The 12,804-nt window shown below is 64.0% G+C and carries 13 protein-coding genes and 1 pseudogene; 3 read left to right on the top strand and 11 right to left on the bottom strand.

What is annotated here, in order from left to right:
- Together QRN59_RS07120 and QRN59_RS07115 are read right to left on the bottom strand one after the other, a co-directional pair.
- Positions 1-748: pseudogene (locus QRN59_RS07120) on the bottom strand (NAD-glutamate dehydrogenase domain-containing protein); the annotation flags it as partial.
- 173 nt (positions 749-921) lie between these two features.
- The gene (locus QRN59_RS07115; protein ID WP_284981802.1) at positions 922-1,098 is read right to left on the bottom strand and encodes a CsbD family protein; all 177 of its coding nucleotides are present in this window, start codon (positions 1,096-1,098) and stop codon (positions 922-924) included.
- Positions 1,099-1,243: 145 nt separating this feature from the next.
- On the opposite strand from QRN59_RS07115, the gene QRN59_RS07110 reads away from it, so the two are divergent.
- The gene (locus QRN59_RS07110) at positions 1,244-2,215 is read left to right on the top strand and encodes a magnesium transporter CorA family protein (protein ID WP_284981801.1); all 972 of its coding nucleotides are present in this window, start codon (positions 1,244-1,246) and stop codon (positions 2,213-2,215) included.
- Positions 2,216-2,247: 32 nt separating this feature from the next.
- On the opposite strand, the gene QRN59_RS07105 is transcribed toward QRN59_RS07110, so the two are convergent.
- Entirely contained in the window at positions 2,248-3,906 is a 1,659-nt protein-coding gene (locus QRN59_RS07105) for a phosphodiester glycosidase family protein (RefSeq protein ID WP_284981800.1), read from the bottom strand.
- Positions 3,907-4,066: 160 nt separating this feature from the next.
- On the opposite strand from QRN59_RS07105, the gene QRN59_RS07100 reads away from it, so the two are divergent.
- Together QRN59_RS07100 and QRN59_RS07095 are read left to right on the top strand one after the other, a co-directional pair.
- Positions 4,067-4,651 carry a histidine phosphatase family protein gene (locus QRN59_RS07100; protein WP_284981799.1) on the top strand — a complete coding sequence of 195 codons (585 nt, stop codon included), beginning with the start codon at positions 4,067-4,069 and terminating at the stop codon, positions 4,649-4,651.
- Positions 4,652-4,742: 91 nt separating this feature from the next.
- Positions 4,743-6,056 (top strand): alkaline phosphatase family protein, encoded by a 1,314-nt coding sequence (locus QRN59_RS07095; RefSeq protein ID WP_284981797.1) that lies wholly within the window; start codon positions 4,743-4,745, stop codon positions 6,054-6,056.
- Between the two features lie 26 nt (positions 6,057-6,082).
- Here QRN59_RS07095 and QRN59_RS07090 read toward each other — a convergent pair whose 3' ends face one another.
- From QRN59_RS07090 to QRN59_RS07055, 8 genes are all read right to left on the bottom strand, one after another.
- Entirely contained in the window at positions 6,083-7,198 is a 1,116-nt protein-coding gene (locus tag QRN59_RS07090) for an AI-2E family transporter (RefSeq protein WP_284981796.1), read from the bottom strand.
- Between the two features lie 62 nt (positions 7,199-7,260).
- Positions 7,261-7,713, bottom strand: coding sequence for a DUF1003 domain-containing protein (locus QRN59_RS07085; RefSeq protein WP_284981795.1), 453 nt, complete (start codon positions 7,711-7,713; stop codon positions 7,261-7,263).
- A 26-nt stretch (positions 7,714-7,739) separates the two neighbouring features.
- Positions 7,740-8,909, bottom strand: coding sequence for a carboxylate-amine ligase (locus tag QRN59_RS07080; RefSeq protein ID WP_284981794.1), 1,170 nt, complete (start codon positions 8,907-8,909; stop codon positions 7,740-7,742).
- Between the two features lie 100 nt (positions 8,910-9,009).
- Entirely contained in the window at positions 9,010-9,213 is a 204-nt protein-coding gene (locus QRN59_RS07075; protein WP_284981793.1) for a hypothetical protein, read from the bottom strand.
- Positions 9,214-9,230: 17 nt separating this feature from the next.
- Positions 9,231-9,845, bottom strand: coding sequence for a TetR/AcrR family transcriptional regulator (locus QRN59_RS07070; RefSeq protein ID WP_284981792.1), 615 nt, complete (start codon positions 9,843-9,845; stop codon positions 9,231-9,233).
- 399 nt (positions 9,846-10,244) lie between these two features.
- Positions 10,245-11,426, bottom strand: coding sequence for an NAD(P)/FAD-dependent oxidoreductase (locus tag QRN59_RS07065; RefSeq protein ID WP_284981791.1), 1,182 nt, complete (start codon positions 11,424-11,426; stop codon positions 10,245-10,247).
- Positions 11,423-11,617: a ferredoxin gene (locus QRN59_RS07060; protein ID WP_284981790.1), complete on the bottom strand. Its 195-nt coding sequence runs from the start codon at positions 11,615-11,617 to the stop codon at positions 11,423-11,425. The genes QRN59_RS07065 and QRN59_RS07060 overlap by 4 nt, the downstream gene beginning before the upstream one ends.
- The gene (locus tag QRN59_RS07055) at positions 11,614-12,786 is read right to left on the bottom strand and encodes a cytochrome P450 (RefSeq protein ID WP_284981789.1); all 1,173 of its coding nucleotides are present in this window, start codon (positions 12,784-12,786) and stop codon (positions 11,614-11,616) included. The genes QRN59_RS07060 and QRN59_RS07055 overlap by 4 nt, the downstream gene beginning before the upstream one ends.
- Positions 12,787-12,804 lie beyond the last annotated feature (18 nt).

Below are 12,804 nucleotides of genomic sequence, written 5' to 3'. Positions count from 1 at the left end.
AACCCAGCGCAGAGCCTTGCCGCTCGGCGAGCATTTCCCGGCCACCCGCCGTCGTCAGCTCAAATTCGACGTAACCGAGAAACAGGAAGTTCCCGTCGTCAAGCCAGAGGAGCAACTCCCGGAGCTCCTCCGGCGGCGGCAACACCGCGCGCGGGAACCCGTCCACCGAGGCGGCTGCTTCGGCGACCTTGCCACGGATGGCGGCCGCATCGTCGGCCACAACCCGGATATCATCGAGCACCCTCTGGAGGTTTTCCGTCAGTTCCCTTACAGCCGCCGCATCCGGCAGCCTGCCGATCTCCGCAGCGATCCAGACCTCGGTTTCCCCGGCCTCCGGTGCGGTCCCTCCCAAAGCCCCCTCCGCGGAAGTTCCAAGGCAGACTTCCAATAGCTCGTGGGACACCGGATCCCGAAGCACCCGAAAGCCCGGATGAACAAGCAGCCGGATCGACGCGTCGTCGCGGGTGAGCTCCGCCGTGACGGAATGGACCAGATACGGGCTGTCCTCTGTCACCACTGCAACAACGCTGGCATCCAGTTCGGTCAAGATCCCGACGGCGGCCTGCCCGGGCACGCGCGACGAACCCACTTTCAGATGGTGCGCGGCCCGCGCCCGGAGCGTCTCAGGACTGTAGCTCCGCAGATCCTCCGGGGGCACCTGGGCGTAGTATTCGGCCAGGAAAGTTTCGCTGGGTGCAAGGGAACCCACTGAATTCGCCTGCTCCGCCGGCACCGATTCGCGTGTCATGTCAGCGCGCCTCCACTGCGGGTGCCACTCGCAAACTGGGGTTGACGATCCAGCCCCCGCGCCTCCTTCATCATGGCTGGCCGCACCGACCCCGTCCAGTGCCTGAAAAAAGTATCAGGACATGACGCGGGCGCGGGCCGCATGGCCCGCGCCCTGCTATCGGCGTCCGCAGACTAGTGCTTCCTGAAGGCGCCTTTGATCTTTTCGCCTGCCAGCTTCAGATCGGCCCTGACCTGACGGGACTTGCCCGCAGCCTTGAGCCGGTCATTGCCGGTGGCCTCGCCGGCCGCCTCCGTGGCCTTGCCGTGGAGTTTCCCGGCAGCGTGATGGAACCTCTCGCCCCAACCCATAATGGCTCTCCTTTGTCGGCGGCCCGCGGCAGGACACCGCAAGGCCGCACTTAATTGTAGGGACGGAACTACCGCAAAGGCACGTCCGGGCCGGGAAGCCTTGCCGCTCAGGAAGCACGGATACGCGTCCCGTACCATGGGGCGGATGGTATTCATACGGCTCTACCGCGAAGGCAAACTCGAACGAGACGATGTCCTGGCCCACGAGATCGAAGCCCTGGCCCGCCAGGATGACGTGGTGCTGTGGATCGACTACACGAACCCGACGGCGGATGACCTGCTCGGCGTCGAAACCGTGTACGGGCTCCACCGACTCGCCGTCGAGGACGCCGTCCACGACTTCCAGCGGCCCAAACTGGACCGCTACCCGAACCACCTCTTCCTCTCGGCCTACCAGGCGGCGTTACAGCCTGGCACCGGGGAACTGGTTGTCGCCGAGATCTCGGCATTCGTGACCCACAACGCACTGGTGACCGTGCACGGGGCCGAGTTCGACACCGACAAGCTGGCGGCGCACTGGGACGCGGAAACCGAGCTGGCCCAACACGGAGTACCTTTCCTCTTCTGGGGACTGCTGGACTTGATCGTCGACGGGCACTTCGACGCCGTCCAGGAACTCGATGGCTACATCGACTCCCTCGAGGAATCGCTTTTCGAGGACCACTCCCCCGATCATGACCTGCAGCGGAAGACCTTCGAACTCCGCAAGAACCTCGTCCGTCTCCGCCGCGTCGTCCTGCCCATGCGTGAAGTCCTGAACACCCTCCTGAGGCGGGAGGACCTGGTCGGCTGCAGCCCGGCGATGCAACCCTTCCTGCAGGACGTCTACGACCACGTGCTGCGTGCCTCGGAATGGACGGAATCGCTCCGTGACCTGGTCACGACCATCCTGGAAACCCACATCAGCATCCAGGGGAACCAGATGAACCTGGTCATGAAGAAGGTCACCAGTTGGGCCGCGATCATCGCGGTTCCCACTGCGGTGACCGGCTTTTTCGGGCAGAATGTGCCCTTCTTCGGCTTCCAGAGCGATTACGGCCTCTGGCTGTCCAGCGCCCTCATGGCGGGCGGTTCAATATTCCTTTACCTGGCGTTCAAGAAGCGGGACTGGATCTAGCCCTGGGCCCCGGCCCAGGAAGTGCCCCGGTCCTACTGCCCGTCTTTGCGGGCGGGAAGGACGAGGAGCGCGTCCCCGACCGCGCGTTCCGATCCGCCCGACGGGCTGTTCTGGACGTTTCCTTCTGCAACGTCCGTTGTGGAGCCACCGCCGTCGAGGTTCATGGCCTGAACCATGCCGAGTGACTGTGCGACGTCAGCCTCTTCCTTCAGGCTCAGTCCGAGCGAGGCAGTCGAGCGTCCATCTGCGGTGACAAGCATGGTCCTGCCTTGGGCATCGGTTCCGGCGAAGGTCCGGGGGTTCCGCTTGTGGACCCAGCCGTAGTAGAAGCTGTTTCCGTCGTTGGGATGCACCATGCCGTCATGGCGGGCAGTGATGTCTTCGCTGCCGTCCCTGACCAGCAACGGGCCGCCGTTGACGACGCTCATGGCCTTGTCGGTGTGCAGGGGATTCCCGTCCTGGCCGAGCAGTCCGGCGTCGATTTTCAGCTTCGCGCCCATAGGAGCGAGTGCGCGGAGCCGAGCGACGTCGGTTCCGGTGGCCTGGATGGTGTGTCCGCCCGCGGGGACGGCCGCACCACGGGTTTCGGCGATGGAGGTAACGGTGTCGTGGCTGTCCACCACCACTTCAAGGCCCGGACCGGCAGGCGTGGACTGCCCGAACTCCGGAGTGAAGGTGACGAGCTCGTTGGAGTTCGTGCAGGTGACGTCCTGGAGGGGGCTTGAGGTAGGCAGGTCGTTGGCGCCGCCGCAGTTGCGGATCAGGCCAGGAACCCGGTTGATGCCGTCCAAAGGCGCTTCCCCGGAAGCGGAGGAGATTTTGCCATCCCAGGTCAGTCGCTGGATGCTGCTGGCATTCTTCTTCCCGTCGATGACGAGGGCCGGGCGGTCCGCCACGGCTTCGCTGAGAGTCTTGCCTCCGTAGACCCCGGCCCCGGCGGGGTCGCCTTCGGCACCGGCCTTCGGGTCGAAGACGAAGAAGCCTGCGTTGACAGCGGCGATGGCGTGGGCGTCGGATGCGAGCTGGCTGGTGGTCTCCCGTTTCTCCAGATCCGGGCCGAACGAGGCGGCGAGTTGGCCTTCGTACTTCCCAGGGTCGATCGTGATGACGTCAAGATTCCACGGTCCGCGCGTCTTCGTGCTGTTCTCGGAGTCGCCGTCCCAACCCGTGTAGATCACCGAGGAGGCAAAACCGGCGGTCTTGATCTTTGCGACGACGGAGGCACCGTCGGCCTGCGCGGCAAAGTGGCCGGCACGGACCCGGTAGCCCAAATCGCCTCCGGCGTCGGCAAGCTGCGGCGACTGGACGTGTTCAACCCGCGCATCGACTCCGCCGGCTTTGAGCTTGTCGGCCGTGCGCTGCGCAGTGATCTGGCTTGAGAGCGCCGACGTCGGAGCATCCGGATCCGGGGAGTCGGACGGGATGGCTACTTCGGCCGTCCAGAAAAGTGAAGAGTCAGCTCCGCCCCGGCTGATTTTGGTCAGTGTGACGCCGGGGGCGAGGGTTGTCACTGTCCGGCTCTCGGGGAGGTCAGCGGCGCCAAGGTTGAGGTGGGCACCCTGATCCGTGCCGTTGTCACTTTTCCGGCTATCATCCGCATGGGTGGGACCCGCGGGGCTAAGGAACGCTGAAAAGACGGCCAGAACGAGCCCGCCGGTGAGGGCACTGCGACGTTTTAGGGAGGCTTTCATGGGTCCACCGTATAAAGACTGGACCGTCGCCCAGGCCGGTTTTTCCGTTTCGCGACCCCTGTTGACCGAACCTTCATGCCATGTTCACTTGCAGGCGGAAGGCCGACCCAAGAAGCAGCATTGGCTGCCCACGGACTTATCCCAAGGCAGAATGGAAGGCATGCCCCTTACTACGTTCGCCCTCGTCCGCCACGGCCAGACAGACTGGAATGCCCAGCGCCGGCTTCAGGGATCCACCGACATTCCGCTGAACGACGTCGGCCGCGGCCAGGCGCGCGACGCCGTCGCCGTCCTGTCCGGTTATGAGTGGGACGTCATCGTTTCGTCACCGCTGAGCAGGGCCGCCGAAACCGCCGAACTGATCGCCGCAGGCCTGGGGCTCAGCGTGGACCGGCACGTGCCGGAGCTCACCGAGCGCCGTTTTGGACCTGCCGAGGGCCTTCAAGCAGGACCTGAACTGGACGCACTGCGCATTCCCGGTGGCTTCCGCGGCGCGGAAAGCGAGGACGAGGCAACATCCCGCGGCCTGGCCGCGCTGGAGTCGCTGGCCGAAGAGTTCCATGGCCGCCGAGTCCTTGTTGTCGCCCATGGAACGCTCCTCCGCTTAAGCCTCGGCCGCGCCGTCGCCCGCACTCTGGACAGCATCGACAACGCCGTGCTCAACCTCGCCCACCACGATGTGGTTGACGGCTGGCAGCTCGAATACTTCAACGGTGAACCCGTCATGGCTGCCGTTCCCGCCTGAGCAGCACCGAACCCAAGGCATATCCGCCAGGACAGCTGCGTGGGAGACTGTTCAGCACGGACAGGAACTCTTTTCGAAGGGGATGGTCACCGTGCCGGCAACTGGTCTCAATGCCCTCCAGCACATCGTTGTCTTGATGCTTGAAAACCGCTCATTCGATCACATGCTCGGATACCTCTACGCCGATTCCGCCAATGTTTCTCCCGCGGGAGACCCGTTTGAGGGCCTGACCGGCACGGAATCCTGCCCCGGCTCTGATGGCAGTCCGGTCGGGGTCTATCGGCTGACTTCCTCGACGCCCGACGTCTACTTCATGCCGGGCGCCGACCCCGGAGAGGGATACCAGGCAACGAACGAGCAGCTCTATGGCAGCGCCAGCGCGCCGCAAGCGGGGACTGTTCCCCCCATGAGCGGCTTTGTGACCAACTACGCCGGTGCCATCAAGGACAACTTGGCCAAGGGCTGGCACGTGGTGCCGGGAACAACCGAGCAAATGATCATGGGCTGCTTCACCCCGCAGACGCTGCCTGTCTTGTCAGCGATGGCGAAGGGATTCGCCGTCTGCGACGCCTGGTTCGCGTCAGCTCCCACCATGACGATGCCCAACCGGGCGTTCGCGTGTGCCGGCACTAGCCAAGGCAACTTGGATGACAAGGCTAAGCGGTTCACCGTGCCGAGCATCTTCGGGCACCTGGGCAACCATGGCATCCCTTGGAAGATCTACGGCGAAACCAAGTCGCCCCTGACGAAACTCGACTTCGACGACACCCGGCACGCTCCGGCGTCGAACATTGGCCTGTTCACGGACTTCCAGGCCGACGCGGCGGCCGGGAAGCTCCCCGCATACGCCTTCCTTGAACCGTCCTGGTCCTCAACAGGCAACAGCGAGCACCCCAACTACAACGTCGCGTTCGGAGAGCAGTTCTTGCTGGACGCCTATCGCGCCGTCCACGATGGGCCGGCGTGGGACTCCACCCTGCTCATCGTCACGTATGACGAACACGGTGGCTGCTACGACCACGTCGCTCCGCCGTGGGGCGCGACGCCGCCAGACAACACCCCGGGGGAATTCGGTTTCGATTTCACCCGATTCGGGGTACGTGTACCAACGGTCCTGATCAGTCCGCTCATCCCGGCCGGCACCGTCTTTCGAGCCCACGGTCCTGTCCCACTCGATCACACGAGCATCCTTGCCACCATCGAACATCGTTGGAATCTGCCGGCCCTCACCCGCCGCGATGCCGCGGCACCTGATGTTGGCGGGGCGTTGAGCCTCACCGTCCCGCGCACCGACGACCCCCTGGCGGGCGTTCAGGCACCCAGTCCCCCGCCGACCACCCGGGCACTCGCAGAACAACCGTCCCACCTGCAACAACTGCACGACGAGCTCCTAGCGCAACCATAGGATCGGGCTTTGGCTGTGAGTCCGGTTCAGCCCGCGGTTCCATCGGCGGGGTCGATGCCAGCGGGCGCCGTGTCGCCTCGCCCGGTCCACGTCTTGATGGCAGTCCAGCCAACGGCGGCGGTCGGCACAGCCAACAAGGCACCGACAATGCCTGCGAGCATCGTGCCGATAGCCAAGGCCAGCAAAATGGCCAGTCCATGAATGCTCAGGACCTTGCCCATCAAAACGGGTTGAAGGAAATGGTGCTCAAGCTGGTTGGCCGCGACGAGGACAGCGAGGACGATGAGGGACGTCACCGGACCGTTCGAGATCAGGGCGACACCCACAGCGAGGGTACCGGCTGCGGTGGAACCAATGATGGGAATGAACCCGCCGATAAACACAAAAACGCCAAGGGGCAGTGCCAGCGGGACACCGAGGATGGCCAGGACGATCCCGATGATCAAACCGTTCACCGCTGCGATGAGCGCCGTGCCCCGGACATAGCCTCCCAAAACGGTCGCGCTTCGTTCCGCGGCCAAGTGGGCCTTCCCGCGGTGAACCGCGGGCAGGAAGCCGAAGAGGAAAGCCCTGATCTTTTCGCCGTCCTTGAGGAAGAAGAACAAGATCACCACCATGAGAACCAAGCCGGCCAGGATTTCACCGACAGTGCGGGCACCGGTGAGCGCTTCGGCACCGAACGTACTGCTCGTGAAGAAGCGCTGGATGGAATCGGCGACGGAGCGGAGTTGCTCGTCGCTGACTTTGAAGGGGCCGTTGTTCAGGAATTGGTGCAGTTGGTCGATGCCGGCAGTGAATTTCACCGAAAGCTCCTTGGATTGCGCCCTGATAAGAAAGACGATTCCGGTGATGACTCCGCCGAAGACTGCAAGGATCCCCACGAACGATGCTGCGACGGCGAGGGCCCGGGGCCACCGGTGAGCAGTCAGCCAACGCACAAGAGGCGAGATTGCCGAGGCAAGAATGAGCGCGATAGTGACCGGGATGATGACGAGCGGCACGCTGGTCATCGCCCACAGAATCACCGATACCAGGGTGATGACCAGGAGCATCTGACCTGAACGGATCCCGGCGCGGCCCAGGCCGTCGGACCACATCGCCGACATTGTGGGTTTGTTCGGCGAATTGTTGCTTTCAGTCATTGGGTTCCTTCCTGGTGGTTCCGGCAGTGAATGCCTCGCCGTCGTGCATTAGGAGTCGTGTATTAAGAACGGTCCAAGCTCTTGCCCGCAGCCGTATCGATCCTGACGTTCCCTGCGGCTGCGAGCAGCTGCAGTTCCCGAAGGATCTCCAGTTGCTGACTGTTGATGGCCATGAGCAGATCGATCTCCTCTTTGGATTTCAGGTTGGTGTCATGATCGTGCCGGGACATCACCGCGGCAATCGCATCCTGGCGCTTGGCCGCGATGAGAAGGATGGCTCCTTGCAGCCCTGCCAGCATCGAAAGGAAGAGGTTCAACAAGATGTACGGATACGGATCCCAGGCGTTGTTCGCCAACGCCCAGCTGTTGATGGCCGCCCAGAGGATCATGAACCCGACAAAGCCGCCGACGAATGGCCAACTGCCCATCCCGTTCCGCATGACATCCGCGGCGCGTTGGCCCTTCGTCAGTGATTCCTTATGGCTTTCGTGCCAGGTCTTTCCCTTATCGCTCATGCCTCACCCTAACGGCGCACTCCAAGCTAGCTCGCAACGAGCGCTGCAGTCCCTGCGTCTGACGCGAGGTATGGTTCGCCGGCGTGCTGGTGATCAACGGCTTCAAGGTGGGTCACGCCCGTTGCATATGCGACGACCCCGGCGAGACTACCGGTGCGTTCGTGGGCTTGCCGTTGCCGGGCGGCTCCCGTGCCTTGGCTGAAGATCCTCTGCAATCCCTCCTTGGCGTAGTGCGCGTCCCCGGTCTCTTCGAGGGCTTCGCGGACGTGGGAGTGGAGTGCGGCGAGGACATGCCGTGCCGATGCGGGCGTGTGGGTTTTGGGGTCGAGCAGCTCTCCGTGCAGGCCGAACCGACTCGCTCGCCACGTTGCCTGTCGCAGGACAGTGGCAGAAACCATGTCCGGCAGTTGTCCGGACTTCCATTCCCTGGCGGCGGTGTCCACCAAGGCACGCACCAAGGCCGCAATCAGGACGGTATCCCGGGCATCAAGGCAAACATCCGAGACACGGATCTCCACCGTAGGGTGCCGGGCGGACAGTCTTGCATCAAAATCCGGGTTCATGACCACCCCGGTTCCCGACAGCTCCGCCACCAACGAGTGATAAGCCTGGGCAGATCCGAAGACTTCGGTGGGACCGGCGCTGGACCATCGGTTCCAGGCCTGGGTCCGGAAACTGGCGTAACCGCTGTCGGTTCCGTTCCAGAACGGGGAATTCGAGCTGAGTGCAGTCAGCGCTGGAAGCCAGGACCTGATCCGGTCCAGGACTGCGACGCCCTCCTCATCCGAATCAACGGAAACATGAACGTGATATCCGCAAGTCAGCTGCTCTCTGGCCGTCAGGGCGAACTTTTCCAGGAGTGCGTCGTAGCGCTCAGTGTTGCTTGCATGTGGTGTGACCGCCAGCGGCGACGTTGCGAGGGCGGCAATTCGTGCGCCCGACTTCCGAGCGAGCGAATCGGCGTAAGTGCGGCCGGCACGTATTTCGGCGGCGAGGGCAGTCAGGCTGCTGTGCGGCGAAGTGATGACTTCAAGTTGCTCCTGCTGAAGCTCGACCGCCAGCGTCGGGCGGAAGGGAGGAACCGTCCCCTGGCAACCGGCGTTTTCCAGGCGCAAAATATCGCCAGCGAGGGGCACGGGGCTGCCGCGGTCAGGATCCACGATCAGGAATTCTTCTTCAACACCAAAAGTACGCACTTGCCAAGTGTGGGCCACAAATGAGGCCGCCAAAGACCACAAGTCGCAGGACCCCAGAAATCAAGCGTCTCTGGTCGGTTCCGAGGACGCGCGACTGCTGCTAGCTTGCCGGCGTCACGACGTCCTCGAGCATTGACCTGTCGAAGAAGCGGATCTCTCCCGTTGCCTCGAAAAACACGGGAACTACCGAAGTGTTCGCGTCCTTCGAAGTTTCATAGATCTCCGGCGCGCTGCCGTGTTTTCGCGCAATGGTTCCGACCAACTGGGTGCCGCGAACCCGGACGGTTCGATACTTATAGCTCATGTGGACTCCTAGCTTGATTATCTTTCGTCGCAGAGCAAGTGGTACCAGCTGTCGGCGAGCACTTCGAGCGCGTGGTCGCGGTTTGGCTCCAACTTACGGCGCGTCCAGAGCGTCGCGACGTAGTCGAGCTGGGTGAAGGCGAGTGTTCCTCGGATGTGGTGCGTTTCTTCAGGGAAGCGGCCGGCCAGCTGCATGCCGCGGACGATGTCGGATATGACTTCACCATGCCATCCTTCCACCAAGGTCCGCACTTCGCGATCGACCGCGGCGGCCTCGTCGAGCACGTCGAGGTACGGCCGGAAGACCGGCCACAGCGCAGCGCGCGACTCGAGCCAGGCAAGGATTCCCGGCAGTTTGCCCTCCCGCACCACGTCGACGAGCTCGACGGCGGTCGACGCCCTGTCGGGACCATCCGAGCGGTCGAGTACAGCGTTGACACGCGCCATGAAGTCCCTCATCAGGTCACTGCGCGAGGGGTAGTACGCGTAAAAAGTCACCCTGGTGGTGCCGGCAGCAGCGGCGATCTCGTCGATCGTAGTGGCAGCGTAGCCCTTCTCGGTGAAGAGCTCGAGCGCCCGTTCGACGATCATGTCGCGGGTCAGCTGCTTCTGGGCTTCTCGCAACGACGACATAGATCAATCCTAACCGTGGTGTGCGGCAATTGTGCGGAGGAAGAGCAAAGGATGCGCGTCGCCAAGCGGCCTGACATGCCGTAAAGGAGACACGCGTCGGGGTGTTTGGCCATATATCTGAGCGAGCGTCCTGGTGGTTCGCCATATATCCGAGCGAGCGTTCTGGAATTCGGCGATATATCTGAGCGAGGGTCTGGGTTGATGTGCCGGGACCGGTCCGTTGGGGCCCGACGGCGGCAATCCCGTTGTGCCGTCGTCCCGCCCCTGCGCCGTTCCTCCCCGGACGCTCGCTCACCTTTGAGGTATTTCAGGCCGACGCTCGCTCACATGATTTGAGCGAGCGTCCTGGTGTTTGGCCATATATCTGGGCGAGCGTCCCTGTTGACGCGAGATCGCACTTCAGAGCTTCAAGGCCGGCGCCGGACGGAGCGCTCGCGGGCCCGAGTCGGCCAGTCGACGCAATTTCGGAACAGGGATCCGGTAGTTGATCGCCACGGCGGTCCCGGAGCCGTCCTGGTCCTCCCAGCGTAGGAGCATCGAGTCCCTGTCCTCCCCCGGCTGGCAGTAGTCCGGTGCTCCGACCACGGGCGTGAAACCGACTGACTTGAGCGACATGCCAAAGCCCTCGGTCCAGAAGTACGGCTGGAAGGTGAACTCGGGCGCCGCGTCGCCCCTGAGCAGTCCGACGGCGGCGGACCTCGCCTGGTCGATGGCACTCGTCCAGAGGGGCACCCGCCTGATCCCGCGACTGCTCGGGAAGAACGCCACGTCGCCAGCGGCGACGATATCCGGCCGGAGCCTGCCGCGGGAGTCGACCCGCAGCGAACCGTCGACGAGAAGCCGGGTTCCGGCCAACCAGTCGGTGTTCGGCTCATCGCCGACGGCGGTGACCACGAGGTCAGCCCGGAGCTCGGTGCCGTCGGCCAGGACAACGCGTGTCCCGGCGTCGTCGTCCATCAGGCGGGCCCGCCCGCCGGCAACCACCCGCAATCCGTGCCGGATGGCAGCGGAGGTGAACATGTCCGCCAGATGGTCGCCAAGCTGGCGCGAGAGGGGCTTGGCGTCGGAGACGAGCGTGACATCGCAGCCAACGTGCAGGCAGCCCGAGGCGACCTCCATTCCGAGCGGCCCGCCGCCGACCACCACCACCGAAGGACGCGATGCGAGCCGTTCCTTGAGCAGGATCGCATCCTCGATGGTGCGCAGCGTGAGTTCCCGGGAGGAGCCATGCCCTTGCACTCCTCGCCTAAGGCGCTTCGCCCGGGAACCGGAGGCGATAACGAGGCCGTCATACGGCAGTTCATCGCCGCCGTCCAGATGAACCAGCCTGGCGTCGACGTCCAGCCGCGTTGCGCTGACGCCCAGCAGCTCGGTGGCTTCGTGGCCCGGCTCGGGAAGTCGGTGGGCCTGCAAATCAAACCCGTGCAGCAGCGCCTTCGACAGGGCGGGACGGCTGTATGGTTGGTGGCGCTCGGCGCCGACCACCGTCAACTCGCCGTCGAAGCCCGCCGAACGCAACGAGTCGCAGGCCGTGAGCCCGGCGATGCCGTTGCCCACCACCACAATCCTGCGCACGGTCATGCCGCAGCCAATCTGAGCGCAGCGACCGGGCAAACCCTGACCGCAGCCTTTGCGGCATCGAGCCCGGCCCCATCCACGTCCGGCACGTCGATGACCAAGTCGCCGTCGTCATCCAGGTGCATCAGCGCGGGCGCGGCTTCCTCGCACAGGCCGTGGCCTTCGCAGCGGGGACGGTCCAGTTCAATCCTCATGCTGCCACGACCTTTTCAACATGGAGCACCTCGAAGCTCCGGGTAATATTGCTAGGCTCTCGGACCTCTTTGGAGAGGGTCAGGTTCTTCACCCTGCGGGCAAGGGCTTCGATGATCGCGTGTGCCTCGAGTTTCGCGAGTCCCTGGCCAGCGCATCCATGCGGTCCGTAGCCGAAGGAGAGGTGGTCCACGGGGTTGCGTTTCACATCGAAGGTGTCGGGATTCGCGTAGTGGCGCGGGTCCCGGTTGCCGGCACCGAAGAGGATGCCGACCTGGGCGCCTGAAGGAATCGTGACTCCATCGATTTCAATGTCTTGGGTTGCCTTGCGTCCCCAGATGTGGACGGGTGCCCAGTAGCGCAGCACTTCGGCGAACGCCGCGGGAACCAGTGCCGGGTTCTCCCGGACCAGCTCGAACTGATCGGGGTGGTGGCCGAACAGGGCGACGATGTTGCCGATGGAGGCGATGGTCGTGTCGACGCCGGCTCCGAGGTACTGGTGGATGATGTGCCCCGCCGAGCCTTTGGGGATGTCGCCGCGGGTCTCGGCGTCGAAGATGCCTCGGCCGATCGAGCCCGGAGTGAGGTCGTCGGCCGTGACCGAGGAACACCAACCGTACAGCTCGCCGGCGATCGGGAAGCTCTCCTGGGTGCGCTGGTTCAGCGGGCCGATGACTTGCATCGCGGCCTGGCCCCACCGCAGCATGTTGTCCTTGACGTGGCCGCTGAAGCCAATGAGGTCGGCGACAATTTCGATCGGGAAGGCCCGGGCCAGGGCATCGATGGCCTCGAAACTGCCGCTGGCGGCCAGATCCGCGACGAGCTTGTCGGCCTTTTCGTCGATGACGACTTTGAGGCCGCGAAGGGCCCGCGGAGTGAGGTTTTGTGACAGCGTGGCGCGGAGCTGCGCGTGGAGCGGCGGGTCGGAGGCCAGGGAGGTGCCCTGCAGTGCCTCATTCACCATGGGGTTGAATCCGATGCTGGTCGACGAGAAGGACTCCGGATCGCCGAGCGCATCGCGGATGGCGTCGTAGCGGGTCAGGACGTACAGCTCGTTCTTGGGAAGGTGGATTACAGAAGCCTGCTCGCGGAGCGCCGCATAGCTGGGATAGGGATCGACGAGGACGTCGTCATCCCAGATGTCGATGCCTGATTCGATGGGTGCAGTCACGGTGTTCTCCTTGCGGAT

The sequence above is a fragment of the Arthrobacter sp. efr-133-TYG-118 genome, assembly GCF_030209755.1.
In the GTDB taxonomy this organism is placed as follows: Bacteria; Actinomycetota; Actinomycetes; order Actinomycetales; family Micrococcaceae; genus Arthrobacter.
This window is presented reverse-complemented; position numbering and strand designations above follow the sequence as displayed.